Annotated in this window: 16 protein-coding genes; 10 read left to right on the top strand and 6 right to left on the bottom strand. The window is 57.0% G+C overall.

Annotation, left to right across the window (positions count from 1 at the left end; translation table 11 throughout):
- Positions 1-8 precede the first annotated feature (8 nt).
- On the top strand, positions 9-1286 hold the full coding sequence (pepB, locus tag K0H81_RS16310; protein WP_220059009.1) for an aminopeptidase PepB: 1278 nt from the start codon (positions 9-11) through the stop codon (positions 1284-1286).
- A 41-nt stretch (positions 1287-1327) separates the two neighbouring features.
- Here the strand turns inward: pepB and thpR are convergent, their stop codons facing one another.
- Positions 1328-1858 (bottom strand): RNA 2',3'-cyclic phosphodiesterase, encoded by a 531-nt coding sequence (thpR, locus tag K0H81_RS16305; protein ID WP_220059008.1) that lies wholly within the window; start codon positions 1856-1858, stop codon positions 1328-1330.
- Between the two features lie 236 nt (positions 1859-2094).
- Here thpR and K0H81_RS16300 point away from each other — a divergent pair, with 236 nt between their 5' ends.
- From K0H81_RS16300 to mrcB, 3 genes are all read left to right on the top strand, one after another.
- A complete protein-coding gene (locus K0H81_RS16300; RefSeq protein ID WP_220059007.1) occupies positions 2095-4290 on the top strand; it encodes a putative bifunctional diguanylate cyclase/phosphodiesterase in 2196 nt (731 codons plus the stop codon).
- Between the two features lie 103 nt (positions 4291-4393).
- On the top strand, positions 4394-6916 hold the full coding sequence (hrpB, locus tag K0H81_RS16295; RefSeq protein ID WP_258406318.1) for an ATP-dependent helicase HrpB: 2523 nt from the start codon (positions 4394-4396) through the stop codon (positions 6914-6916).
- 27 nt (positions 6917-6943) lie between these two features.
- Entirely contained in the window at positions 6944-9313 is a 2370-nt protein-coding gene (mrcB, locus tag K0H81_RS16290) for a penicillin-binding protein 1B (protein ID WP_220059006.1), read from the top strand.
- A 170-nt stretch (positions 9314-9483) separates the two neighbouring features.
- Here the strand turns inward: mrcB and K0H81_RS16285 are convergent, their stop codons facing one another.
- The 3 genes from K0H81_RS16285 to K0H81_RS16275 form a co-directional block, all read right to left on the bottom strand.
- Entirely contained in the window at positions 9484-10284 is an 801-nt protein-coding gene (locus K0H81_RS16285) for a PepSY-associated TM helix domain-containing protein (RefSeq protein WP_220059005.1), read from the bottom strand.
- Positions 10285-10454: 170 nt separating this feature from the next.
- Positions 10455-10970 carry an FMN-binding protein gene (locus tag K0H81_RS16280; RefSeq protein ID WP_220059004.1) on the bottom strand — a complete coding sequence of 172 codons (516 nt, stop codon included), beginning with the start codon at positions 10968-10970 and terminating at the stop codon, positions 10455-10457.
- A gap of 152 nt (positions 10971-11122) precedes the next feature.
- On the bottom strand, positions 11123-12292 hold the full coding sequence (locus tag K0H81_RS16275; protein WP_041406713.1) for a porin: 1170 nt from the start codon (positions 12290-12292) through the stop codon (positions 11123-11125).
- A 577-nt stretch (positions 12293-12869) separates the two neighbouring features.
- Here K0H81_RS16275 and K0H81_RS16270 point away from each other — a divergent pair.
- From K0H81_RS16270 to K0H81_RS16250, 5 genes are all read left to right on the top strand, one after another.
- Complete coding sequence (locus K0H81_RS16270) at positions 12870-13583, top strand: DUF3581 domain-containing protein (protein ID WP_220059003.1); 714 nt, start codon at positions 12870-12872, stop codon at positions 13581-13583.
- Between the two features lie 339 nt (positions 13584-13922).
- Positions 13923-17594: an ATP-binding protein gene (locus K0H81_RS16265; RefSeq protein ID WP_220059002.1), complete on the top strand. Its 3672-nt coding sequence runs from the start codon at positions 13923-13925 to the stop codon at positions 17592-17594.
- Positions 17595-18248, top strand: a complete 654-nt coding sequence (locus K0H81_RS16260) for a condensin complex protein MksE (RefSeq protein ID WP_011866913.1) — start codon at positions 17595-17597, stop codon at positions 18246-18248.
- Between the two features lies 1 nt (position 18249).
- Entirely contained in the window at positions 18250-19470 is a 1221-nt protein-coding gene (locus tag K0H81_RS16255) for a phosphoenolpyruvate carboxylase (RefSeq protein ID WP_144202060.1), read from the top strand.
- A gap of 588 nt (positions 19471-20058) precedes the next feature.
- On the top strand, positions 20059-21321 hold the full coding sequence (locus tag K0H81_RS16250; protein WP_220059001.1) for a dicarboxylate/amino acid:cation symporter: 1263 nt from the start codon (positions 20059-20061) through the stop codon (positions 21319-21321).
- Between the two features lie 60 nt (positions 21322-21381).
- Here the strand turns inward: K0H81_RS16250 and K0H81_RS16245 are convergent, their stop codons facing one another.
- Both K0H81_RS16245 and K0H81_RS16240 read right to left on the bottom strand, forming a co-directional pair.
- Positions 21382-22770, bottom strand: coding sequence for a sigma-54-dependent transcriptional regulator (locus K0H81_RS16245; RefSeq protein ID WP_220059000.1), 1389 nt, complete (start codon positions 22768-22770; stop codon positions 21382-21384).
- A gap of 9 nt (positions 22771-22779) precedes the next feature.
- Positions 22780-24744 (bottom strand): ATP-binding protein, encoded by a 1965-nt coding sequence (locus tag K0H81_RS16240; RefSeq protein ID WP_220058999.1) that lies wholly within the window; start codon positions 24742-24744, stop codon positions 22780-22782.
- A 398-nt stretch (positions 24745-25142) separates the two neighbouring features.
- Here K0H81_RS16240 and K0H81_RS16235 point away from each other — a divergent pair, with 398 nt between their 5' ends.
- The gene (locus K0H81_RS16235) at positions 25143-26933 is read left to right on the top strand and encodes a flavocytochrome c (RefSeq protein WP_011866908.1); all 1791 of its coding nucleotides are present in this window, start codon (positions 25143-25145) and stop codon (positions 26931-26933) included.

Raw genomic sequence — 26933 nt, 5'->3', positions numbered from 1 at the left:
GAACAATTATGAGCGACGTGATGAAGATTTATCTGACCGAGGACGCCCCAGCGGCCCATTGGGGCAGCGCAGATGTGACCTTTACGGCGGGCCAGGCCAATATCCATCTGCAGGCGGGGGATCAGCTACGCCAGGTACAGCAGGCGGCGCGTAAGCTACGCGGTCAGGGGATCAACGACGTGGCGCTCGAGGGCGCGCTCTGGGATCTTCACACTCAGTGGGCCTTCGCCCAAGGGTTCGCTACCGCCAAGCAGATCGGCAAGATCGCCTGGACTGGCGACGATGCCGTTAAGAAGGTGCTGGATGACAGACGCGACAGCGCGGCCTTCGCCAGACAATTGATCAACGAGACCCCTGAAAACCTCGCCCCAGTGACCCTGGCTAACCAGGCGGCCCAGTGGCTGACCAAAGTGGGCGGCGACAAGGTGAGCTACCGCATCATCGAAGGGGAAGCCCTGCTGGAAGAGAAGTGGATCGGTATTCACTCTGTCGGTCGTGGCAGCGAGCGTCCACCTGCGCTGCTGGAGCTGGACTACAACCCGCTGGGCGAAGACGCCCCTGTGTCGGCGGCCCTGGTGGGTAAAGGGATCACCTTCGATTCGGGCGGTTACAGCATCAAGGCATCCGAAGGCATGCTGGGAATGAAGTGCGACATGGGCGGCGCGGCGACCGTGACTGCGGCCCTGGGGCTGGCGATCAAGTCTGGCCTGAACAAGCGTATCAAGCTGTTCCTCTGCTGCGCCGAGAACCTGATCAGCGGCCGCGCCTATAAGCTGGGGGATATCCTCACCTATAAGAATGGTGTCTCGGTCGAGGTGGTCAATACGGATGCCGAGGGACGTTTGGTGCTGGCCGATGGTCTGCAGGCCGCCTGTGAAACCGGTGCACCTTTGGTGATCGACGCCGCGACCCTGACCGGCGCCGCCGTGATGGCTGTGGGCACCTCATATAACGCCATCTTCTCGCCGAGCCGTGAGCTGATCAGCCGCACTCAGGAGAAGGCATCCTCCGTGGCCGAGCAGGTATGGCCGCTGCCACTTGAGCCTTGGCACAAAGAGATGTGCCCATCTGCCTATGCCGACACCGCCAACAGCCGTCCGGTTAAAGGCGGCGGCGCGGGTGGCGCCTCAAATGCCGCCGGTTTCCTCTGGCGTTTCGTGTCTGATGACACCCAGTGGCTGCATATGGATCTCGCCTCGGCCTTCGCCGATACGGCTAACGGCCTGTGGGCCGCAGGGGCCACTGCTCACGGTGTGTTGACCATCGCAGAGCTGCTGCAAGACTAAACCGTAGTGAATGAGAAAAACGCGCCATTTGGCGCGTTTTTTTATGCTTTTGGGGCCGTGAGCGGCCAGGAGGCCAATACCTTATATTGCACCCCCTGCTCGCTACTCTGAGAGTGATACAGATGCAGGGCATGGCCGCTGAGGGTGAGGCTGGGCGCCTTGAGTGCGGGCAGCAGCTTGGCCTTACGCATCAGGGTGATGTGGGGCGTGAAGCTGTGCTCGCTGGTGTGTAACCCGAGCTGCTGGGCCAGGCGTTGGCATTGGTTGAACAGGCTGATAAGCCCGGGATCCCGCGCCGCGCCCTTGAGGCAGATAATTTTTGGCTTAACCCAATGGTCTAGGGAGTTGAGCGTCACTTCAAATGTCGGCAGACGGCGTTGATGGGCGAGCCGGGCGAGGGACTCGCTCAGCGCCTCCTGCTGCGCCTCGCTGCATTGGCCGAGAAAGGCCAGCGTCATGTGCAGATTATCTCTGGGGACTAGGCGTCCCTCACCGTCTAAGCTCGCCTGTAATTGGGTCAGTTGCTCCAGCTGCGCCGCATCGGGGGCGATGGCGAGAAAGAGTCGTTTCATTGGCTATCCCCTGGTTGCCGAAAAAGGTTAAAGTGTGTTACAAAAATGCAACGAGTTGAGCTTTCTACAGGCTTGATTTTAAAGCGACTTATTTCGCTAATGTCGTCGAAAAAGTGAAATATAACCTATAGTCACTCTCAGCTAGCTTTTACAACTTAATCCATAGGGTAATCCTATGATTTCTGACTATAATCAGTGTTTGTATCAGATTAGCCAATCTAAGGACTAGATAGTATATGTCATCCGATACGCAACAGGGGTCCCAATCGCTTGAGCAGACGCTCGCTTTTTTATGCGAACACGATCTGGAAGAGGAGCTGCAACTTATCCTGCAGCAACTTGCCGCCAGCAATCAGTGTGATGGCCTGTTTCTGTTACGTGTCGGCAAGGGACGTCTGCCGGTGCAGATCGAAGCCATGTACCAGTCCGATGCCTCTATCTTCAGCAAACGCGACGCCGAGATGCTGCTCAGCCGGGTAGCCAACAACCGTCATCTACACTCCTATACCTCGCTGCGCGAACCTGCCATCGTCGAAGATGTCGCTTCCGTGATCGACGATGAAGACAGCCGCCTGCGTCTGAATCAGGCCAAGATCCGCAGCGTCCTGCTGTTGCCCGTGGGAGGAGGGAGGCACTATATCTTCGGCGCCTATCGCTACGACTGCAACGGCATATGGCCCGAGGCGATTCGCCATAATCTGCTGCTGGCCGGCAGCTTGCTTGGCCTGGCGCAGGAGGCGGCGCGCCAGCGCTTAAATGCTAAGAGTAACGAGCTGGTCTGTATCGAGCATCTCTATCGACTGCCCATCCCCTGCGTGCATATCGGCGTGGATGACAGGGTGATACGTTTCAACCAGAGCGCCGCCGAGAGTCTGCATGTGGAGACGCTACAGAAGGTGGAGACTCTGGTACCCAAGCGGGAGCAGAAACGCCTGCTGGATACTATGGCGCTGGTGCGTGATCAGGTCCTGGAGCAATCCAGCTGTGAGGTACCGCTGAAATACGCCCCCGATGATGCCCTGGCCAAGGTGACTTTCCTCTGCCTGTCCGGCGAAGACGGCCCCATCCTCATGTTGGTGGAGCCAGTGGGCGAGCCGGTTCAGGAGAGTGAAGCGCACACCGTTTCGCTTAATTTCGATCCACTCACGGGACTGCCCAATCGCGCTTATTTCGAGGCCCTGTATGATCTGGCCAATCCCTGCCAGTGCGAGCGTTCTACCTTCGTGGGGTTCATCAACCTGGACAGATTCCAGGTGGTCAATAATGTCAGTGGCCACAGGGCCGGCGATCAGCTCTTGTGCCAGCTCGCCGCCCGCCTGAGTCAGCTGGTGCGCAAGGAAGATGTGATCGCCCGTCTCAGCGGTGACGAGTTTGGCATACTGATGCCCAATATCGATGCGCAGATCGCCGAGCAGGTGGCCGAGCGTATCTGCCAGGCCATGGCCAACCATGAATTTAGCTGGGAGGGGCGAAGCCACAGCGTGAGCGTCTCCATGGGGCTAGCCCGCTGCGAGAACGAGGTTGACTCTGTCTCGGATCTCTTGCGCCGCGCCAGCGCCGCCTGTCGTCTCGCCAAGGAGAAGGGCGGGAATGCCTGGTATTTCTATAGCGATCAGGATCCTGTGGTGGAGAAGCTCAATACCGAGATGAGCGCCTCGGTGGATATCGTCGGCGCCCTGGCCAACGACAGGTTCGAGCTCTTCTACCAGCCAATAGAGCCGCTAAGCGTCAGCGATGATGGCTTGCATCTGGAGATCTTGCTTCGCATGTGCTCCACCGAGGGTGAGCTGATTCCACCTGGGATCTTCCTGCCCGCCGCAGAGCGATTTAACCTGGCCGCCAAGTTGGATCGCTGGGTGATCGACAAGCTATTGCGCTGGGGCAGTGAAAACCTGGCGCTGTGGCAATCTCTTTCTATGGTGTCGGTGAACCTGTCGGCTCTCTCCATAGGTGACAGCGAATTTATTAACTGGCTGGAGATGCGCCTGCTGGGTGAGCCTGAGCTGGTGAGTAAGCTTTGCTTCGAGATCACCGAGACGGCGGCGGTGAGTCAGCTGGATCATGCCACAGGGCTGATCAACACTGTGAAGCCCCTGGGCTGTAAGCTGGCTCTGGATGATTTCGGCTCTGGCTTCTCAAGCTTTGCCTACCTTAAGTTGCTGGATGTCGATTATGTGAAGATCGACGGCCAGTTTATTCAACACCTGTGCGAGGATCGCGCCGATCAGGCGATCGTTGCCGCCATCTGTCAGCTGGGCCGCGAACTGGCGTTCGAGATTGTGGCCGAGTTTGTCGAGTCGGTCGAGGTGGCAAAACACCTGCAGAAATTGGGCGTCGAATTTGGTCAGGGTTACGGCATAGCGCGTCCCGAGCCGCTCACTTCACTGACCTCGGGTGAAGGTCTGCACTGGTTTCGGGTGCTGGAAGGTTAAGAGATATTAACCTGGAACGAGCCCCAAGCGGGGACTCGTCTGTTTAGCTTTGCCCTCATCTTTAGTAAACTGTCGCCAGTTTTTGTCGATTGAACACCACCCTTTGAACCAAGTAGCTAATCAAGAAATTCACCAAGTCCCGATCCAGACACTCCTTCCCGAGATCCAGCGGACGCTGGCGGACAATGCCCAGCTGATCTTGCAGGCGCCAACCGGTGCGGGCAAGTCGACCGCGCTGCCCCTGGCCATGCTCGACTGGCCTGAGATTGAGGGTAAGATCTTGATGCTGGAGCCCAGACGCATCGCGGCGCGTAGCGTGGCGCACTTTATTGCGGCCAGGCGCGGCGAACCCGTGGGCCAGTCGGTGGGTTTTAGGGTGCGCGGCGAGTCGAGCGTGAGCGCCAAGACCCGCCTCGAGGTGGTGACCGAAGGCGTATTATCTCGGATGATCCAGCAGGATCCTGAATTATCTGGCTACAGCTTAATCATCTTCGATGAGATCCATGAGCGCCACCTCACCACAGATCTCGGTCTGGCATTGGCGCTGGAGGTGCAGGCCTCGTTTCGTGAGGATCTTAAGATCCTCGCCATGTCGGCGACCCTGGATGGTTTGCCGCTAAAAGCGCTGATGCCCGAGGCGGCCAGCCTGGTGAGCGAGGGCCGCAGCTTCCCCGTGAGCCTGAGTTACCGTCCCAGCCCCGCCCATCAGGATTGGCTGCTGCACATGGCCAAGGTGATCGTCGAGGCGGTGACCGAGCATCAAGAGGGTTCATTGCTGGCCTTCCTGCCCGGCCAGCGAGAAATCCGAAGGTTACAGACGCTATTAACCGAGCGCCTCGACTCTAAACAGTTTTTGATTACCCCCCTCTATGGCGCCCTGCCGCCCGCGCAGCAAGACAGCGCCATCGCGCCACCACCGCCTGGAATGCGTAAGCTGGTGCTCTCCACCAACGTGGCCGAGTCGAGCCTGACCATCCAAGATATCCGCCTGGTGGTGGATGCCGGCTATAAGCGGCAGGCCAGCTTCAACCCTAGGACGGCGGTGAGCCGCTTGTCGCTCAAACGGATCAGCCAGTCGTCGGCGGCCCAGCGTAGCGGCCGCGCAGGTCGTCTGAGCGAGGGACACTGTATTCGCCTCTGGCCGCAGCAAGAGCATGAGCGCCTGCTCAAGGCCGATGAACCAGAGATCCTCCATGGCGACTTAACCAATGCAGCCCTGGATGCCGCATTTTGGGGCGTGAATGCCCTCGGTGCGCTGCCGTTGATCTCGCCCCCGTCCGAGGCTAACGAGACGGTAGCCTGGGAGCTGCTGCAAGCCTTGGCGCTGGTGGAGGGCGACAGGCGCATCACGGCCCATGGCCGCGCCGCCTATCGGCTTGGTTGTCATCCGCGTCTTGCCCACATGCTGCTGGCCGCCAAGGAGATGGATGGCATTGATGATCCTTATTATCTGCCCCTTGCCGCCGTGCTGGCGGCGCTGCTGGAATCGCGTGCCCTGGCAAGACGCGGCGCCGATATCAGCCGTTATCTGAGCGATGCCAGAGGCGGCGAAGTCGCCAAGCTGGCCCAGCAATATCTGGCCAGGATGAATGCCGGTCGAGGTAATCAGATAGCCAAGGTCATCGGCGAGAGTCGCGACCAGGATATTGCAACCCTGCTGGCACTGGCCTTTCCCGATCGCATCGCCAAGGCCCGTGGCGCCAAGGGGTATCAGCTTGCCTGCGGCGCAGGTGTTGCTCTCAATGATGACGATGCCTTGCAGGGCGAGCCCTGGCTGGTGGTCGCCGATTTTCAGGAGAGTGAAGGCCAGAGCAGCGGCCGTATTCTGCTGGCGGCCAAGCTGGATGCCGCGCTGTTCGACGGACCGCTGGCCAGTCAGGTGAAGTCGGTTGTTGAGACCGGCTGGGATGAGGAGAAGGCGCGTTTTTACGGGTTAACTCAGCGGCGCATCGGCGCTATCATATTGGGTGAGCGCCCGCTGGCGACCCTGGATGAAGAGACGATCAAGCAGGCCATCTATCAGCTTGTCCGCACCAAGGGGCTCTCCCTGCTGGGATTTGATGATAAGGTGGAACAGCTTCGCCTGCGCGTCGCCCTGGCAAGTAAGCTCGCTCTTGCAGGCGATTGGCCGGATCTGAGTGATCAGGCCTTGCTCGCGACGCTGCCTGAGTGGCTCGGCCCCTATCTTGACGGTGTGCGCCGCCTGACCCAGCTCAAGGGGCTGGATTTCTATACCTTGCTCCACAACCAGATGGAGTGGGGACAACAACAGGTGTTAAATGAGGCGCTGCCGAGCCATTGGCCCATGAAGACGGGCACTCGGGCGGCGATACGATATGAGATGTCGGGGCGGGTGCTGCTGAGCGTGCGTTTGCAGGAGGCGCTGGGCATGGCCGAGAGCCCCAGGCTGGCCCAGGGGCAACTTGTGGTGACCATGGAGCTGCTGTCGCCGGCGATGCGACCGCTGGCGCTGACCGCCGATCTGGCCAACTTCTGGGCCGGGCCCTATGTCGAGGTGAAGAAAGAGATGAAGGGACGCTACCCTAAGCATCTGTGGCCGGACGATCCCGCCAACACCTTGCCGACCAAATTAACCAAGAAAAAGATGTCAGCTAAGGGGCTCTAGCCCCTTTGCTGTTTGACTGGAAACACGATGACGAATAAAGAGACGCCAAAACCACGTAGACCGCGCAAGTCGACTAATAGCAAGGCAGGCAATAGCCAAACGCCTAAGCGTAAGTCGGCAAGCAAGAGCGCCGCGACAGCGAGGCCGGGGTGGGGCCGTAGGATCTGGTCTTTGAGCTGGAAGCTCGGCCTTATCCTGTTTGCTGCCATGACCATCTACAGTATCTATCTGGATCAGATCATCGCCCGCAAGTTTGAGGGGCAGAAGTGGCACCTGCCGGCGCAGGTCTTTAGCCGCTCCATGGCCCTCTATCCCGGCGCGGCTGTGAGCCACGATCAGTTGATCGCCGAGCTTAAGCTGCTGGGTTATCGCAAGGTGGCCAATCCCCGTCAGGTGGGCGAGTTTTCCGCCTCCAGGACCAAGGTGGATCTCTGGCGCCGTCCCTTCCTCCATCCTCAAGGATCCCAGGAAGCCCAGCGGGTGATGATCAGCTTCGACAGCCAAGGGGTTGCCTCGGTGGCCCGCAGCAGCGACCATCGCGAGCTGGCGGTGTTCCACCTCGAGCCCGTGCTGCTGGATCGCATGATCACCGGCGATGGTGAAGACAGGCTGTTCGTGGCCACAGACAAGATCCCCAAGGCGATCGTCGATGCGCTGATCCTGGTGGAAGACAGGAGCTTCTATGAACATCATGGCGTCAATCCCTTTGCCATCATACGCGCCGCCATGGTCAACATCAGCGCCGGGCGCACGGTACAAGGCGGCTCGACCCTGACTCAGCAGCTGGCGAAAAACTTCTTCCTCTCCAGCGAGCGCTCTATCATACGTAAGCTCAGGGAAGCGCTGATGGCGATCATTATCGATTTTCGCTACGACAAGGATGAGATCCTCGAGGCCTACCTCAACGAGGTCTACATGGGCCAGGACAAGTCACGTGCCGTGCACGGCATGGGGCTGGCGTCTCAGTTCTATTTCGGCCGACCGATCGCCGAGCTGACCCTGCCGCAGCAGGCCTTTCTGGTGGCGGCGATCAAGGGGCCTTCCTATTACAATCCTTGGCGTTTCCCCGAGCGGGCTCAGGAGCGTCGGGATCTGGTGCTGCGCCTCTTGATGGAGTCGGGCCAGCTGCCGGTGGCACAATACAAGGCGGCGGTCGAATCCCCTCTTGGGGTGCGTAAGGCGAGCAAGCCTGTGCATCAAAAACTGCCGGCCTTCTTCGCCGTGGTGCGCGGTGAGCTGTCGCGTCGATTCGGTGACAGCCTGCTCCAGCAGTCGGGCATCAAGGTCTACACCACCTTAGATCCCCTGGCCCAGGAGGCGGCGGAGCAGGCGGTGCGTTCGACCATGAAAAGCCTGGAGCAGCGTGACAAGGCGCTGCAGGTGGGCATGGTGGTGACCGACAAGTACTCGGCGGGTATCGCCGCCATGGTGGGCGACAAGGTGCCAAGCTATCAGGGCTTTAACCGCGCGGTGGAGATCCGCCGTCCTATCGGCTCGCTTATCAAGCCATTCGTCTACGCTACGGCGCTGACCCACGGCGACAAGTACACCCTGGCGACGCCGTTGAAGGATGAGCCGATTACCCTGACCAACTCCCAGGGCAAGACCTGGTCGCCGCAGAACGTCAACAAGCAGTTCTCCGGCGAGGTGCCGCTGATGACCGCCTTCAAGAAGTCGATGAACGTACCGACGGTGAACCTCGGCATGGCGATAGGTACAGACGCGGTGGCGACCACACTGGCCAAGTCGGGCTGGGATGAGACCATCCCAGAGTATCCGTCCATGTTGCTGGGAGCCGTCAATGGCTCACCGCTGATGGTGGCGCAGGTGTATCAGACCCTGGCAGACAATGGCCGCTATCGTCAGCTGAGTGCTGTGACCCATGTGCTGGACGCCGACAATCAGCCGCTGTCGGCCAGTCAGCGCGGCGCGGATCAGGCGATCTCTGTGGCCAGCGACTTCCTGGTGCAACACGCCATGACTCAGGTGGTGCAGTCGGGCACGGCAACCAAGCTGGGACAGGCCTTCCCGGGCGTGACCCTGGCGGGTAAGACGGGTACCAGTAACGATTCCCGCGACTCCTGGTTTGCCGGGTTTGATGAGCGTAACGTGGCCGCCGTCTGGGTGGGGCTGGACGATAACGGCAAGACCAGCCTCTATGGCAGCAGTGGCGCTATGGCCGTCTACCAGGCTTTCCTCAAGCAGCGCGCGCCCATTGGCCTGAGACGCACGCCGGTCAATGGTGTGGTGTCTGGCTATTTCGATGCCAAGACGGGTGTCGCCAAACAGGGCAACTGCGGCAATGTGGTGGCCATGCCAGCACTGGCTGAGAGCTATCGCCCGGCCAAGAACTGCGGCGAGCCGCTCTCCTGGTGGCAGAAGCTGATGGGCGGTTAAGGCCGCCTACGACATAGCGCTTCAATAAAAAAGCTCACCTTAGGTGAGCTTTTTTATTTGCAAAATAGACGGCTTTTTAAAGGGCTGATATTAGTCGCCGCCTTATTCTATCTACTGCCTTATACCTTGTACTGCCTTATACCTTGTACTGCTTTATACCTTGTACTGCTTTATGCCTTGCGCTTGCGCGGCTTGGCCTGCTGCCAAAGATAGAGGCCGGAGATCGCCATGAAGATGAGGCATAGCGCCACCAGATCCATCATCAGCGAGCCGGGCAGGCCGACGATACGGCCGCTGTGCAGGTCTAGCAGCACCCGCTCCCAACTGAGATGCATGGCGCGGGCCTTGAGTGACAGTTCTTTACTAATCGTTTCACTGTTGGCGTCCGCAAGCGGGGTCTGCCAGTCAAGCGCCACCAGAGGCTTTGCTTCTTGCCACTCGATGAGATCGCTATCGCCGAGATAACTGCCGGACGTCGTATTTAGCCAGAGCTGCCCACCATCGCCCGTGGGGAGCAGCGCCAGGGCGCGCAGGTCTTGGGGCAGGCCGGTGGCGCGGCTCTGCTGCTCCAGTAGGGCGCCTTGTTGATCCAGCAGGTAGAGGTGCTGGGCGTCGATAGCAACATAGTGCTCACCATAGGCGAGGGCGCCAAGCAGCGGTCCTTGAGCCTCCAGGACCGGCTTGTCCTTGAGCCAGAGCAGGTTGTCACTAGCGGCCAGTAGCGGCTCGTTGGCATAGATGGCGACCTGGCCTGGGGCCTTGATGCCATAGTGATCCAGCAGCCAGCCCTGATGCACGTGGGCGGTATCTAGCTTGAAGTCGTTGCTGTGGTTGATCAAGACGCCGCTGACGGCAACCATGACCACCAGGAGTGCGCTGGCGATCCCTAGGCGTCTATGCCAGGGACGGAAGATCTTGGCGAGTTTCTGCCACAGGGGTTTACGATGGGGATGGCGGGGCTTATTTGTCATCTATGGCGTTCTTTATTCTGACTAATATTTGGCACGCGGCCGCAAGCAGACTCATGGATGCCCGGCGCTGACAGCCTGTTGTTGGATACGAAAAGAGCAGGGCTCGCCTGCTCGCTGGCCATCATATAACAGCCATAGGGATAACACCAACTAAGCAGCTCGATGGGAGCTTAGTGATTGACCTTGTCGTCCAGGTAGAGGGCGATGCGTGACAGCTTGGTGAGGGCACGCACCGACAGGGTGGCGCCTGTGATGCCGTCTATCTTGCGATCCAGCTGGTGATCTTCGGTGAGCCTGGCCTGCTTAAACTGGTCGGTGAAGAATTCGTGACGCACCTCGTCGCCGCGGCTCTCACGATAGACCAGCACCTTGGTCTGCACTATGGCCTTGTCTTTGACATGTATGCCGACCGTGATGGGGGATTCTTTGCCTATCTCCTCCAGGATCCATACCGTCTCGCCTTCGTGCAGCCAGTAGCGCAGACGCATCTTGTTGAATTTGTGGGCAAGGATCTCCTCGATCGCCTGCTTATCGCTATCCTCTAGCCAGTAGACCTTGGCCTTGGGCATAGGGGCAGCAAAGGCCTGGCTGATAAAGTCTTCGTTGCTTTGATAGACGCTGGCGGCCTGCACGCAGAAGGCGGTGAAGAGTGAGGCAAGTAGGAGCTTAACAGAGAGAGCTTTCATCGATTGACCCGGTAGCAAGAGTGGATAAGGCCTGTGGGATAATCCGTTGTTTTCACTAATTCCTTTTACTATGGCTAAGGCACCTCGAGAAGTACCTTAGCCATAGGCAGTGCTCAAAGGGAGCGTTGAGCACTGCGATATGGGCTAATGGCTTAGAACTGGTAGCCAACGCCTAGGTTGAAACCGTCGGCATCTTTCGCGCCGCCAACTTTTTCGTAGTCGGCTTTGAAGACAACGTTTTCATGCAACCAGTAGTTCACACCAACGTTAGTCTGGGTGATCTCTGAGTCTACACCGTTACCGGCTTCGTTGTCGTAGGCATTGTAACGTGCGAACACACCGAAGCTTTCGTTGAAGCGGTATGAAGGCTCGATGTAGTAACCTTTCTGCTTGTCACGGCCAAGTGCTTCGGCTTCTTTACCGTCGATATCCCACTGAGCGTATAGTGCCTTGATGGTGAAGTTTTCGATGGTGTAGATAGCGTGTGCTGTCATCAGGGTCGCAGAAGCGGTGTCAACATCGCCACGGCCTTGAGTCAGGTCAGATTGGTACTGTACAGTTGCAGCCAGCTCTAGACCTGGAACGGCGGTGTATTTAACGCGTGCAGTGTAAGCCAGATCTTCGGCTTTCGCTTCAGAAACCTTCTGACGACCGCCACGGATCTTGTAGTCGTCGCCAACGTTCAGGCCAGAAGTGACTGCTGCGTCGAAGGCCAGGCCTGGGGCTGCCTTGATGTTCAGGTTGGCACCCGCTTCCCACCAAGTGGCAGGCAGGATGTTTTTCTCTACTGGGTTACGCTCAACGCCGTAGAATGCTGGTGGCTCGTGAGTTTCGTTGATGATACCCACTGGCATCAGGAACAGACCCGCCTTAGCCGTCAGCATGTCGTTGAAATCGTGTTCGATGTAAGCTTGCTCTAGCTCGACTTCACCGTTTTGGCCTTCGCCAGAGATAGAGTGCTCAACTTCCAGCTCAGAGAAGAAACGTGTCTTTTCGGTGAACTCGTGACCGAAGAACAGCACGAAACGGTGGAAGTCGAACTCTTTCTTGTCTTTACCTGATTTGTTGTCAGTGATGTTGTTGTAGTGAAGTTCACCGTAACCACCGATAGTTGTCGCGCTCTTGGCTGAGCTGCTTTCTTCAACGGCGTCGGCTGTCTTCTCTACACGCTGCTCGGTTTGCTCTAGACGCTTCTCAAGATCTTTCAGCACTTTCTGTTGCTGTTCGATCACTTTACGCAGTTCTTGAGTCTCATCAGAGGCGATAGCGGCTTGGCTAGCGAATGCGCTGACCAGTGCTGCGGCAATTAGCGTTTTCTTCATCATTTCTCTTCCCAGTTGTTGTATCAGGGTTATTAAGTTGCTGGCGATTCTATCAATTAGGTATCGTAATGCAAACTATTATCATTAAGTTTTTTGATTGAGATCAACAAATGTAAAGTTAAGGTAAAGGAGCTTGTACCCAGGTAGCGCAGGGTTGGTTTGATTTAAAATCATTTTATAACAATGGTTTGATGTTGTTTTTTTTCTGATTTTTAGCCCTTGACGTTGACTGACATTGTTAATTTTAAAAATTTATCTTTTTTGCAGCTTTAGAGGCGTTTTGGGGAAAATCAGCCGTCTTGCTTCTGGTTTGAGACTCAGCTTGAGGTTCAGCTTGAGCATGGTTTGGGCACAGTTTGAGCGATCGACTGGATGGGCATAAGCCATAGTCGAGTCAAGGGGATAGGAGAGTTGCGACAGGGAAATAGCGGATATTTCGGCCTAGATGGGTGGCAAAACAGGAGCTCCTCAAGTCATCGGAGAAGTGTTTCGCGGGTTTTGCTATAGACTGTGCCTCCTTAAATTTATAACGAATGTTTTATCTAACCTTTATCATAACCCTGATTGACGAGCCGATATGTTTCTAAGTCCTTATTTTAATAAAGCACAGCAACTGGTCTCTGTGTCAGCCCAACAGGCGAGTGAATTTGCCAAGGGTGTCGCACAGGACTTTAACCCCATCCACGATGTCGATGCCAAGAAGTTCTGCGTTCCCGGAGATCTGCTGTTCGCCCTGGTGCTGGGACAATATGGGCTGAGCCAGAAGATGACTTTTCGTTTCGAGGGCATGGTCGGTAGCGGCGTCAACCTGGTGTTTCCCGACGCAGTAGGCGACAGCTTTGCCATATTGGATGACAAGGATAAGCAGTATCTGAGCGTGAGCCGCAGCGGCGAGTCGACCCTGTGTGAGGTGCAGACAGAATCATTCGTGCGTAGCTATGTGGCCTTCTCCGGGCTCAACTTTACCCATGTGCTGGTGCCGCTGATGAAGCAGCACGGCGTGATGATCAATCCGGCCCGCCCCCTGGTGATCTACGAGAGCATGTCATTCGATCTTAACTCCTTAGATTTTGACAGCATCGCCCTCAACCTGGTGGAGCAGACCCTGGTGGTCGATGGCAAGCGCGGCGACGTGACCCTGAAATTTGAGCTGTACTGCGGCGATAAGCTAGTGGGTACCGGCGAGAAAACGCTGGTGCTTAGCGGCCTGCGTCCATTGGAAGCCCAAAGCATGGATGAGATGGTGGACCGCTACGAAGGGCGCCGCATGAGTTATCAGCAAGCCGATTAACCTGTGTTATTTGCAGAGTTTGAATAATGAGTTGGGGTCGACGCTGGTCGGCCCTTTCTATTTCTTGTACTCAGCACTTAGCCATTGGCATTCGCCACGAGCCTAGGCCTATACTGAACATCACTCCTTCTCTTTATGCTGGCCGTCTTCTTCATTCCTGCCGTGAAAACAGCCTGAAATCGGGCGTTACGCACGCTTTTTAAACGACTATCCCACCCAAGTCCCGGGCCAGATTGCCAAGCCGATAGCTTTGTTTTACTTTAGTGGGATTGTTTTGCTATTCCCCTTTGCTGCTCGCCCCACTGGGCGGCCGACAAGCTCGTTTGGATAAGGAAAGAGATGCCAAGCTTAAATCGTATCGTGCTGATCAATACGCACCTCCCCGGCGTTGTGGAACTCGCCCTCGATGGACACACCAACATTTGTGGTACCAACGCCTCGGGCAAGACCACCTTGCAGCGTCTGGTGCCCGTGTTTTACGGCGAATACCCCAGCCGCGTCGTGCCCTCGACCCGTGACAGCTTCGAGCGTTGGTATCTTCCCCACGATTCCAGCTACATCATCTACGAGTACCGCCGCGATGATGGCCTGCTGACCCAGGCGGTGCTGGCCTCTGCCGGTGATGGCAAGGGCGTCAACTATCGCTTCATCGGCAAGGGCTTCGAGCTGGAAGACTATGTTAAGTCCCAGCAGGGGGAGTCGATTCTCTGCCACAACATGGCCGAGCTTGGCCGAGAGATGAAACGCGCCGGGGTGGCGGTGACCAACCTGCTGAACACCCGCGAATATCGCGCCATCATCCAAAACGATCGCACCCTGCTCAGTACCGGCAGCAACCGCAGCGAGCTGAGGGCCTACGCCCGCCAGTTCTCCCTATGTCAGCACGAACACACGCTGCGCCACATAGAGAAGTTGGCCAAGGCGGTGCACTCCAAAGAGGGCAAGATGGAGACCATCAAGTCGATGATCGCCGCCATCTTGGAGGAGGACGGGGTTAACCCGCCGAGCTCACGCCTCAATCCGCAGCGGGTCGAGTCTTGGATCCGCGAGAGCCAGCTTATCCAGGGTTTCGAGCAGATCCGTCCCGAATTTGACAAATTAGAGCAGGAATTTAATCAGCTACTGAGCGCGGAGCAGCGTCTGGCCGGCCTGAAGCGCGGCTATGGCAAAGATGAGGCCCAGGAGATAGAGCGTCAGGAGCTAAATCAACAGCGCTCGAAAGATCTCGGCAACAAGCTGCGTCAGCTCGACGACGAGTGGAAGGAGCTGCGCGACGAGCTTAACCTGGACCTCTCAGCCGCCAAGGGCGATGTCGCCAAGATAGAGCACGAGCTGGATATCATCGAAGATCAGCACGCAGGTTTTCTCGATGCCGATATCGAGCAAGCCAAGCTGGATCTAGAGCAGCTGCCCAGCTGGCGCGCCAGCCTGGAGAACCTGACCGAGCGTCATAAGCTGCAAACCGAGAAGCACCAGGATATCGAGGCGGCCTATAACGCCCGTCGCAGCAAGATAGGCGAGAACCTCAACCGCGAGCTGGAACAGCTAGATAAAGAACAGGATAAGCATCGGGGCGCCAGAGACAAGCAGCAGGAGGCGGGCCGCGAGGAGCTGGCCGCCCTGGAGCAAAGCTGGCGTGAGCAGATGGAGGCGGGCCGCGCCAAGCACAACGAGCAGGAATACCAGCTGAAGCTGACGGCGGCCGAGCTGCAGATGCAGGTCAACGGCGTCACCTACAGCGAAGAAGAGAAGCTGACCCTGGCGGTATTTGATGAGCGCATCTCCCGCGCCGACGAGGAGCAGGAGGCGTGCAACGCCATGGTGGATCGCCTGGCCGGTGAGGAGCGCAAGCTCAGGGCCAAGCGGGACCAGGCCAACGAGAGCCTGAGACAGGCAGGGCTAAGGGTTATCGAGCGTCAGGGCGCACTGGATGAGCTGCATCAGGTGCTCTTTCCTCAGTCTCATACCCTGCTTGAGTACCTGCGCAAGGAGGTCGACGGCTGGGAGGAGAGCATAGGCAAGCTGATCAACCCAGAGCTTTTACATCGCAGCGACCTGCACCCCGCCAAGTCGGCCGGCGGCGACAGCTTCTGCGGCGTCGAGCTGGATCTCAAGGCGCTGACCACCCCAGAATATGCCGCCTCGGAGCAGGAGCTCAGGGGCCGTTACAGCGAGGCCGAGGAGGCGCTGGCCAGTGCCAAGCAGCTGCAGGCCGAGGCAGAAGAGGCCCTGGTGGCCATCAACGCCGAGCTGGATAAGCTTAACCGCGAACTCACCTTCGCCAAGACGGCCTACAAGAATAGCCGCGACGATCTGCGCCGCCTGTTCGACGAGAAACGCGCCGAGCAGGAGAAGATCAATCAGGCACTCAGCGCTCGCAAGGCCGATTCGCAGAAGCGTCTCGCCCGTCTCGACAGTGAGATGAAACAGCTCAAGGCCCAGCACCAGGAGTGGATCGATGAGCAGAACGAGCAGGCGCTCGAGGCGCGCATGGAGAAGAAGGCCTACTGGCAGGAAGTGGTCGGTGCCTTGGATGCTCAGCTTTCTCAGGTGAAGCAAAATATTAACGATCGCCGTCAGGCGGCCAAGACGGAGCAGAAGGCCTGCGAGCAGTGGTATAAGGATGAGCTGAAATCCCGCGGCGTCGACGAAGCCAAGATCGTCAAGCTCAAGCAGGAGATCCGTGAGCTGGAGAGCAACATCAGCAAGGCGGAGCAGCGCCGCAGCGAGGTGCTGCGCTTCGACGACTGGTATCAACACACCTGGCTGGCCCGTAAACCTAAGCTGCAGACCGAGCTGAGCAAGGTCAAGATGGCGGTGACCGAGCTGAGTCAACAGCTCACCACCAAGGCCAACGAGATTAAACATCAGCGCCAGCAATATGATAGCGAGCGCAAGCAGTCCGACGCCATCCAGGTGGAGGCCTCGGAGAACCTGACCAAGCTGCGCGCCGTGATGCGTAAGCTGGCCGAACTTAAGCTGCCATCGAGCCAGGATGAGATGCAAGGTGGCCTCACCGAGCGTCTGCGTCAGGGCGAAGAGCTGCTGCTGCGCCGGGATCAGCTGATGGGCTCGGTGAAGCAGTATATCGAGCACTTCGATTCGGTGATCGCCAGCAAGTCGGGCTCAAGTTTGTCTGAGACCTGGGAGCGCGCCCGCGAGGAGTCGAGTTTCGTCAACGACAAGGGCATTCGCCTGCTGGACTATCGCAAGCTGGTGCCGCAGCTTGAGCAGCTGCTCAATGTCATGGTGCCACAGGCGATCATGGGCCTGCGAGAGCAGGGGCGTAACTTTGGTATCGACTTGACGGCCTTTTACGACGTGCTTGCGGATATCGACCGCCGCATCGCCTCCCAGAGCGCTCGCATCACCCGTGAGGTGGGCGAAGAGCTGTTCCTCGATGGGGTGAGCGAGTCGGCGGTGCGTATCCGCTCACGCATCAGCGAGTTGGAGTTCTGGCCCGAGCTGGAGGAGTTCGTTAAGGCGTTCAAACAGTGGAAGGCCGAGGGCTTTGCCGACTTGCCGGATGAGCACTACACCAGCAGCATGCGCCGCGCCCTGGATATTATCGGCCGCGCCGCCCTGACCGGCGGCATCGCCAAGCTATTGGAGATCGAGCTGCGCCTCAAGGAGGGCAACAGCGACCTGGTGATCCGCACCGACCGTCAGCTCAACGAATCCTCGAGCCATGGTATGGCTTACCTGATCTTGTGTAAGTTCCTGCTGGCCTTCACCCGATTGCTGCGTGGCCGCGCCGACGTCACTATCCACTGGCCGATCGACGAGCTGGGCACGCTGCACCACGGCAACGTGAAGAAGATCTTCGATGCCTGTGAAAATAATAATATCTCGGTGTTGGGCGCCTTCCCGAACCCTGAGTCTGAGGTGCTTAACCTGTTTGCCAACAGATACATCATCAACAAGCAAACCAAGAAATTACAAGTGGTTAAGCCACAAGTTAACCCCATTGCCGATAAGCTGAGCCAGCGTTTTGCCAAGGAGGCTGTGTAAATGAGCAGTAGCACACAAACCGTACTCGTGGGCCAGGGCGCCCTGATCGAAGCCTTGCTGCGTGGCGAGTTTATCTGCCGTACCAGTAACGAAGACGCCTGGCGCGCACTCAAGTCGCAGGCCACTCGTGATAATGTCGAGCAATACCTGAATCAGATCAATCGCACCCTGGCCTCGGCCGGGGAGGGCGAGGTGTTCTTCTGCGGTTACCTGCAACTGGGTGACGATGAGCGTAAGGTGATCTCCAGTCAGTTTCGCGACATCTGCCATGCGCTGATCCCTCTGGTGGAGTGGTTGGTGCTGGTACAGGAGGCCAGCGGCCAGGATGCGCCCCTGTCCGAAGGGGCGGCGGTGCGCCTCAACGAGCTGCAGACCCGCATCGAAGATACTCCGGCATTTCGCGAACAGTTGGCCAAGATCAGTCACTATCGCCTGTTTGGCTCCAGCTCTACCCAGGTGGATGCGCAGATCAAGCTGGTGTTTAAGCGTCTGGTGGAGCTGGGATATCTGCTGCGTCCCAACCAGGAGAAGCAGATCTATATCGCCACCGGCAAGCTGGATTACCTCTACGAGGTGATCCGCTTTATCGATGAAACCGAAGGACTCAGCCTGGAGGCCCAGGCGGAAACCGCAACCCAGAGGGACTTGATCTGATATGAGTAGCAACTTACATCAGGCGGGGGTCACGCTACTTAAGCAGCTGGGGCGCCATGCGGATCTCATCATGGATGTCTACCTCTCCGGCTCTGTGACCGAAGAGGGCGAGCGCGCCGGTGCCATCGACAAGCTGCGTAAGGCGGATATCCTGTGGCAGCCCGAGGGGGAACAGGGGCTGAGACTGAAACGCTCGGTGCGTGCCCTGCTGGAAGAGGTGCTGAGCGACGAGCGTAATCGTCAGATCGACGCCAATGTGGGCTCATCCTTGGCCACCATCAAGACCCTTGCCGACCACTACAAGGAGGCCCGTCAGGCCGCCGATTACAGCGCCAGCGAGGCCTATCTTGCGGATCTCAGCGAGCAGGTCTACAGCTTCACCGAGGGGCTGAAATACTCGATTCGTGTGCTCTGGAGCCGTATCAACAACGAGTTCGGCTATGTGGGCACCATCAACGCCAAGATACGCGAAAACGAGTTGGCTCAGAGTCAGGTGACCGAGCTGCTTAACGGACTGGAGATGTTCCAGTTTAGCGAGCTGGGTGAGATCGCCGGCGATATCCGCGAGCTGCGTAAGCTACTGGTGACTCGCTTGCAGGAGACTCTGAGCGACTGTACCCAGGAGCTTAGCGTGGTGCAGGGACGTCTGCTGGAGCTGCTGGGACGATTCCGTCAGATCCAGGGACGTACCCGTCTGCTCAAGGGCTGGCTGCTCTACACGGATATGCATCCAGATTATGAGGTGGCGGATCATGTGAGTCACAAGCAGTTGCCGACCCTGTTTAACCGCGCCGAGGCGATTTTGGCACCGGCGGCGGTAGACGTGACCAACACGGCGCAGGAAGTCGAGTTGCTGGCCATGGTGTCACAGATCAAGAGCATTAGCCGCGCCGGTCGCGATCTTGTGATGCGCGATCATGACGTGCCCTTCGCCCTGGTGGAGGCGGAAGACTTCGATATTCCCGACAATCCGCTCAAGCTGGCGGTGGATGAGTATTTCTGCGCCGTGATCGACTCAGGGCTGAGGCAATCGGCGCTGGATTACCATCAGGCTAAGGCACTTAGTTGGGATACCGAGAGCTGGCTGTATCAGGTGATCTGCGGCTATGAGGGCTTGCCCGAGGAGCATAGACGCTATTTCGAGCTTGAGCCCATAGGCGAGCGCCATCCTGTGTATAGCGGCAACTTCATCATACGTGACGTGGAGTTGTGGTTGGCCTAAGCTCAAGCTTAAGCATTATCCGTGATCAGGTGTTAACTAATATAGTGACTGCTTATCCGGTTGCTATCTGATGCTAAAAATCACTTAAAACCGTTAAATCAGTAACTTATCAAAATGCTGGTTTAGCGGTTTTTGTTTAACTGCCTTCTTGGCTATCTGCTGCGTTTTCGTCTGTGACTAGTTGATCTCACTAGCCTCTGCCTGTGGGTAATGACTATCACTGTAAATTCAATTTTGCATGGTTTTTAATCTTGTTGAATTTGCTCTTGTTGGCGTGTTTCACTGGCTTGTGTGCCGTCTTTGTGATCGAACTGTTGGCTTTTTGTGCTAATAAGTAAAACTTGCCGATTAGCCCAAACTTACCTGTCTAATATTTTAATCATAAAAATCATCATCTTGTTATGGATGATGCTTTCAACTAGCCGTTCTGCGTTTGTTAACTTGCCCAGATTGTGATTGAAATTATCACTAGCATGATCCACTATCACTGACCAGTAACGGGAGAGCCACGGCTCTCATCACTATCTCCACGTCAGATGGAGAAGAAAAAAAGCGCACGATAGATGCGCAACAAAACAAGGCAAGCATATGACTAAATCACTTTCTACGCGCATCTTTATCGGCCTCTTTTCTGGCCTGATTCTGGGTAGCATCATTCAATATTTCTTGGCCGATGTCGGGTTCTTCTCCGGCACCCTGGTCGAGGTCGCTTCCGGGCTGGGTACCATGTTCGTCAACATGATCATGATGATGGTGGTTCCCCTGGTCTTCGTCAGCATCGTCTGCGGCGTGTTGGAACTCGATGACCTCAAGAGCTTTGGTCGCCTCGGCGGCAAGACCTTCGGTTTCTACATTATCAATACCTTGGTGGCCATCTTCGCCGCCCTGACCGTAGCCCTGCTGCTTAAGCCGGGACTCGGGGTCGACATGACGGGGGGCACGGGCGCCGAGATCACAGCTACCGAGCTGCCTAACCTGATGCAGCTGATCGTCAATATAGTGCCGAGTAACCCGGTAGCCGCCTTCACCTCGGGCAATATGCTGCAGGTGATCTTCATGGCGCTGTTGGTCGGTGGTGTCATCAAGGCGATGAATGGCGCCGTGCCGCTACTGCAACAGGGCTTTATGGAAGGCAACAAGCTGATGATGAAGCTTATCAGTGTGGTGATGCAGCTGGCGCCTATCGGTGTGTTTGCGCTGATGTTTAAGCTGGGCGCGACCCTGGAGGCGAGCCTCTTCCTCAGCGTGGTCGAATACCTGGTGGTGATCCTCAGCCTGCTGCTCCTGTGGATCTTCGTGGTCTACCCTTGGGCGGTGAGTCTGTTTACCCCAGTGTCTGCTAAGACCTTCCGCGCCAAGACCCAGGAGCAGATTCTGTTCTCCCTGTCGACAGCCAGCTCGAATGCCACTATTCCTGTTACCATGCGTACCCTCACAGAGAAGCTGGGCGTGAAGCGTGCCGTGGCCGGTTTTGGCGTGCCGCTGGGGGCGACCATGAACATGGGCGGCGTCTCTATCTATATCACCATCGCCATCTTCTTCGTGGCCAACTCCTTCGGCGCTCCGATTGCCATGGATCAGCTGCCAGCCCTGCTGTTCAGCATCTTCCTGCTGTCTGTCGGCGCAGGTGGCGTGCCAGGCGGCGGCATGGTGATGATTGGCGTGCTGATCCACCAGATGGGTCTGCCAGTCGAGGCCTTCGTGATTGTCGCGGCGCTGGATAGACTGATCGACATGGTACTGACCTCTTGTAACGTCGTGGGTGACGCCGCTGTGCTCACCATAGTCGACGCCACAGAGAACGCCCATGACGAGGCGCAAGAAGAAGCGCGTCAGCAGCAGACGGCCTAAGACCTTTAAATGAAAAAGCCTCTCATGATGAGAGGCTTTTTTTATGCCCATTTGGCGGGGCTAGTTTTCCTGCCCCTTGGTCAGGCGCCGGCTGAGGGCGCTTTGGCTGATCCCCAGCATCTGCGCGGCGGCGGTCTGGTTGTTGGCGGTGCGGCTCATGGCCTCGTCGATCAAGGCCTGATTCATCTGTGCCAGGGTGGGCAGCGACTTAGGAAAGATGATGTGATCCCCGGGGGCGGTGTCCAGCGACTTATGCTCCTTTATCGCCTCCATGAAGGGGGAGATATTGAGGGTGACACCGTCGCTGCGACTGACGGCATCGAACACCATCCCCTTGAGCTCGTTAAGGTTACCGGGAAAGTCGTAATCCAGTAGTTTGGGCGCCAGATCCCTGGGTTGCTGCGGCGCGCTCAGCGACATCTCCTCGGCGGCCTCGGCGATGAAGTGGTTGATCAGCATGGCGATATCCAGCGGACGCTCGGCCAGGCGCGGTAGCCTTATCTTGTGGGCGCGCAGCCGGTAGAGGAGATCGCTGCGAAACTCGCCCGCCTTGTTGAGGGTCAGCAGATCGTCCTGGGTGGAGACCACAAACTTACACTTGATGGGGAAGCGGCTGTCGCTGCCCTGGGGCGAGTAGCTTCGGCTCTCGATAAGTTCCAGCAAGGTGATCTGGGCGCTCAGGGGCAGGGCGCCTATCTCGCTCAGATAAAGCACGCCGCTACCTGCCTGATGGAGCAAGCCGGTGACGGCATCGACCTCACCGTTTGGCTTATGGCTGAGGCGGCCACACAGCTTAAGCTCGAAGGTGTCGCTGTTGATCCCGGCCAGGTTGAGGCTGACGAAGGGTTGCTCTGGGCTGAACAGCTGATGGCAGGAGCGGGCAAACTCGCTCTTGCCGGTACCGCTCTCGCCGTGGATCAACAGGGGCTCTGGGCTGAAGGCGACGGCCTCGAGATAGCGAAACTGATCCAGCAACGCCGGCTCGCAGGTAAGAATATTATTAAAGGCCTTGGGGTTATCTAAGGTGCGGCTGAGAAAGCGCTCCTTGATATGCAGATAGTTGCGCTCCAGCCCCACCACCTCCAGCGCGCGGCGCACCGTATGGGCCAGGTCGCTGACATTGTCTGTCTTGATGAAGTAGTCGTAGGCGCCATGCTTGATGCAGCGCACCGCAGTATCCACCTCGTTGACGCCCGTGACTATGATCACCCGGGTGTTGGGGTGTTCGGCGCGGATCATCCCCAGCAGTTCTTCACCTGAGTGAAAAGGCATGGTGAGGTCCAGCAGCACCAAGGCATAGTCGCCTACCTGCAGGCGATTGAGTACCTGGCGACTGTCGACGCAGGTGTCTATCTCTGCCTCGGGCACCAGACGGTTGAGGGTCACCGCCAGGGTGCGCAGCCAGGAGGCCTCGTCGTCGACCAAAAGGATATTGCGTGCAAGTTTCATCTGTTGTTGCTACTCCTGAACCAAGGCAAAACTAAGTTGGATACGGGTGCCCTTACCGGGCGCCGAGTGTATCTGCATCTGACCCTGATGCTCTTTGATGATACGGCTACAGACCGACAGGCCCAGGCCGCTGCCTCCCTCGGTGCGTCGGGTGGTGAAGAAAGGCTCTGTGATACGCTTGAGGGTGGCGCTGTCCATGCCGCAGCCATTGTCGTTGACCTTGATCAGCGCGCGCCCCTGATTCACCTGGGTGCTGATCTGAATGCTGCCTTCGTGGGCCGCACAGGCATGACAGGCGTTTTGGATCAGGTTGATCAACACCTGATGCAGCTGCTGGGCATCCCCCATGATCCTCGGACTGGGGAGGTGTAGCAGCTTAGTCACCTGACGGGTCTTGGTCTGATTAGCGGTGAGCCGCAGTGCCACCTCGACCACCTCATTGAGGCAGACCAGCGTATGATCTTGGGTGAGATTAGGCAGGGCGTAGCGCTTGAGATCGTTGACGATACGGCTGATGCGCTTGGCGGCCTCCTCTATGGTGTCGCTGCTCACCGCCATCTCCTCCATGGCCTGGCTGGGCGCGAGCCCGGCGATCTGCCAGAAGGGGTTCTGCTGCTGATAATAGTTGGCCGCCGGATTTAGGTCCTTGATGGCCGCCGAAAATAGCGAGATGGCGTGCAGGATCAGCCCAGTCGGGTTGTTGATCTCGTGGGCGATGCCGGCAGACAGCTCCCCAAGCGATGCTAAACGGCTGGCCTCTTCGTTGGCCTGACGTAGCTTGTGCTGCTCGGTGGATTCTTCCAGCAGCACCACCACCTGATCATTGGCGATGGGGTGGATCTGCAGCTGCCAATATTGCTCCTGATACATCATGTCGGCAATCAGCGACTTCTGCTCGTTGAGCACCTGCAGCACGGCGGGCCTGAGATCGAAGGCTTGATCATCTATGTAATGGAAGTCCTCAGAGATCAGCAGATGCACGTTATTATCATTACTCCACAGGCGTTGCAGCTCGCGATTGACTATGGTCACGCCGTGGGGAATACCGTCCAATACCGACTGAAACTGCTTGGAGATGTTGGAGATCTCCGCCTCGACCCGGCGACGTTGAATGAGCTCGGCGTCCAGGGCCTTCTTACGTCTGCGCAGGCTGGCGCTGATGAAGCCGGTATAGATCATGCCGCTGGCCGAGACGATGGCCACCAGGATCGCCAGGGAGAACATGCGCTTCTCGGTGGAGGTCAGATCCACCTTCTCGCGGCCGGTACCAAACCACTTGTTGACCAGGCGGTCATATTCCCCAGATAGCTTGAGCTGACGTAGGGCGTCGTTGATCTCCTGCATCAAGGCGGCTTTCTTGCCGTTGCAGACGAAGTTGAAGGCGCCATAGATGAGGGCATCACTCGAGCTGCGCACCGACGGGTAGAGGGGCAGCAGGCGGCGGGCCACGAAGCTCTCGGCGATCACCACGTCGACCTCGCCCTCGATCAGCTGTTTAAAGCCGGTCTCATACAGGTCGACATCCACACGGTTGAATTTCTGTGGGTAGCCCGACAGGTAGACGTCGACGAAGGCGCCCTTCTTGATGGCGACCCGCTTGCCCACCAGATCTGTCCAGCTGTTGATCAGCGCCTTGCCTTGCAGGGTATAGGCCTTGGCGTGGGTGGCGTAGATGGGATCGGACTGGCTGAGCTTGCGATCCAGGTTTACCGGGCTGACCACGGCGATCACGTCGATGTCGCTGCCGGGATTGTGCACATCTTTCACCAGCTGTTGAAAGCTCTTTCGGCGGATGATGATCCGCTTATCGGTCAGCTGGCCAATTCTGTGCATCAACTCTATGTTGAAACCCTGATCCACACCGTTGTTGCGCCACTCCAGCGGCGCGGTTTTCGAGTGGACGCCAAAGACGATACTCTCCTGCGATAGTGCGGGAAAGCTGAAGAAGATTAGGCAGAGCAGTAAGCGTTTCATGCTGAAATACTACAATTTTCCGCAGCAATAAACTGTGCTGTATTACGCGAATTAGCGATTTCTTATCTAACCCAATCCCAGTAGAAATGCTGCGTGACCGGGATCTCACAGGGCTATGCATTTTTGCATATACCTCTTTGTGATTATGCATACTTGCATAGGCGATCTTGAGGGCTGTGATTGAGGTGTCATTTCTGAAGCCTAAAGCGGTGGCGAGATTGCTGGCTTCTCTTTCCTGGTTAATCATTTAGTTGAGCGATAGTGAAAGCCCGAGGTACTCATCAATACCGGTTAAGGCTTTCTTCTAAAGTGAAGTGTGAACCACTTTAATCTAAATATAATGTAAGTGCTTCTAAATTCAGCGGGTTAAACCTGTAAGTTTAGAAGGGGGAGCAAAGATGAAAAAGATGAAACTTGCGGTTTGTCTAGCCACCTTGATGGGCACAGCCGGATTCATGGGCAACGCCATGGCAGCCGACAACCTGGCTGATTTCCACGCCCAAAACCAAGAGTGTGATAGCTGTCACCAAGCAGACGGTGAGCTATCAAACGACAGCCTGACCTATGAAAATGCTCAGTGTGTTTCTTGTCACGGTACCCTAGCGGAAGTGGCTGAAAGCACTAAGCATGAACACTACAACGCCCACGATTCTCACTTCCCTGGTGATGTTTCTTGTACTTCTTGCCACAGCGCACACGAAAAATCTATGGTCTACTGTGACTCTTGCCATAGCTTCGATTTCAACATGCCTTATGCCAAGAAGTGGGAACGTCACGAGCCAACTATCGCCGAACTGGCGAAAGACAAGGCAGAACGTCAAGCGGCTCTTGCTAGCGCACCTCGCGATACCGTTGACGTAGTGGTTGTTGGTTCAGGCGGCGCAGGTTTCTCTGCCGCAGTATCGGCCCACGATAATGGCGCTAAAGTGATTCTGATCGAGAAAGAGCCGGTTATCGGCGGTAACGCCAAGTTGGCGGCTGGTGGTATGAACGCCGCTTGGACCGATCAGCAAAAAGCGAAAAACATCAAAGATGACCCAGAGATCATGTTTAAAGACACCATGAAAGGTGGCCGTAACATCAACGATCCTGAGTTGGTTAAGATCCTTTCTTCTCACTCTAAAGGCTCTGTCGACTGGATGACTGGGATGGGCGCTGATCTAAGCGACGTAGGCCGTATGGGTGGTGCTTCTGTTAACCGTTCACACCGTCCTACAGGTGGTGCCGGTGTTGGCGCACACGTGGTACAGGTACTTTACGATAACGCGGTTAAGCGCAATATCGATATCCGCATGAACACTCGCGGCGTTGAGATCCTCAAAGACGACAGCGGTAAGGTGAAAGGTATCCTGGTTAAGGGTATGTACAAGGGTTACTACTGGGTGAAAGCCGATGCAGTGATTCTGGCTACCGGTGGTTTTGCGAAGAACAACGAGCGCGTGTCTAAGCTGGATCCTAAGCTGAAAGGCTTCGTATCGACTAACCAACCAGGTGCAGTCGGTGACGGTATCGACGTAGCGGCAAATGCTGGCGCGGCGATGAAAGATCTTGAATACATCCAGGCTCACCCAACCCTATCTGTTAAAGGTGGTGTGATGGTGACCGAAGCGGTTCGTGGTAACGGCGCTATCCTGGTTAACCGTGAAGGTAAGCGTTTCGTCAACGAGATCACTACTCGTGACAAGGCGGCTGCGGCTATCCTGCAGCAAACTGGTAAGTCTGCTTACCTGATCTTCGATGATTCAGTACGTAAGTCACTGAAGAAGATCGACAAGTATATCGGCCTGGGCGTAGCACCTAGCGCAGATAGCCTGGAAAAACTAGGTAAGCTGGAAGGTATCGATGGTAAGGCGTTGACCGAAACTGTCGCTCGTTACAACAGCTTCGTGACCAGTGGTAAAGATGCCGATTTCGAGCGTCCTAACCTACCACGCGCACTGAACGAAGGTAACTACTATGCCATCGAAGTGACTCCTGGTGTTCACCACACCATGGGTGGCGTGATGATCGATACTAAGGCCGAGGTAATGGATGCTAAGAAGCAGGTGATTCCAGGCCTATACGGCGCGGGTGAAGTGACAGGTGGTGTTCACGGTGCAAACCGTCTTGGTGGTAACGCTATCTCTGACATCATCACCTTTGGTCGCCTAGCCGGTGAACAAGCCGCTGATTACGCTAAGAAACACTAA

Source organism: Shewanella halotolerans (assembly GCF_019457535.1).
GTDB lineage: Bacteria > Pseudomonadota > Gammaproteobacteria > Enterobacterales > Shewanellaceae > Shewanella > Shewanella halotolerans.
The sequence above is the reverse complement of the archived record's forward strand: the minus strand, read 5'-3'. Positions and strand labels throughout refer to the sequence as shown.

Coding starts and splice junctions, on each gene's coding strand:
- K0H81_RS16235 (WP_011866908.1), top strand. CDS start 25,143: ATGAAAAAGATGAAACTTGCGGTTTGTCTAGCCACCTTGATGGGCACA.
- K0H81_RS16300 (WP_220059007.1), top strand. CDS start 2,095: ATGTCATCCGATACGCAACAGGGGTCCCAATCGCTTGAGCAGACGCTC.
- K0H81_RS16275 (WP_041406713.1), bottom strand. CDS start 12,292: ATGAAGAAAACGCTAATTGCCGCAGCACTGGTCAGCGCATTCGCTAGC.
- pepB (WP_220059009.1), top strand. CDS start 9: ATGAGCGACGTGATGAAGATTTATCTGACCGAGGACGCCCCAGCGGCC.
- K0H81_RS16250 (WP_220059001.1), top strand. CDS start 20,059: ATGACTAAATCACTTTCTACGCGCATCTTTATCGGCCTCTTTTCTGGC.
- K0H81_RS16245 (WP_220059000.1), bottom strand. CDS start 22,770: ATGAAACTTGCACGCAATATCCTTTTGGTCGACGACGAGGCCTCCTGG.
- K0H81_RS16270 (WP_220059003.1), top strand. CDS start 12,870: ATGTTTCTAAGTCCTTATTTTAATAAAGCACAGCAACTGGTCTCTGTG.
- K0H81_RS16285 (WP_220059005.1), bottom strand. CDS start 10,284: ATGACAAATAAGCCCCGCCATCCCCATCGTAAACCCCTGTGGCAGAAA.
- thpR (WP_220059008.1), bottom strand. CDS start 1,858: ATGAAACGACTCTTTCTCGCCATCGCCCCCGATGCGGCGCAGCTGGAG.
- mrcB (WP_220059006.1), top strand. CDS start 6,944: ATGACGAATAAAGAGACGCCAAAACCACGTAGACCGCGCAAGTCGACT.
- K0H81_RS16265 (WP_220059002.1), top strand. CDS start 13,923: ATGCCAAGCTTAAATCGTATCGTGCTGATCAATACGCACCTCCCCGGC.
- K0H81_RS16255 (WP_144202060.1), top strand. CDS start 18,250: ATGAGTAGCAACTTACATCAGGCGGGGGTCACGCTACTTAAGCAGCTG.
- K0H81_RS16240 (WP_220058999.1), bottom strand. CDS start 24,744: ATGAAACGCTTACTGCTCTGCCTAATCTTCTTCAGCTTTCCCGCACTA.
- K0H81_RS16260 (WP_011866913.1), top strand. CDS start 17,595: ATGAGCAGTAGCACACAAACCGTACTCGTGGGCCAGGGCGCCCTGATC.
- K0H81_RS16280 (WP_220059004.1), bottom strand. CDS start 10,970: ATGAAAGCTCTCTCTGTTAAGCTCCTACTTGCCTCACTCTTCACCGCC.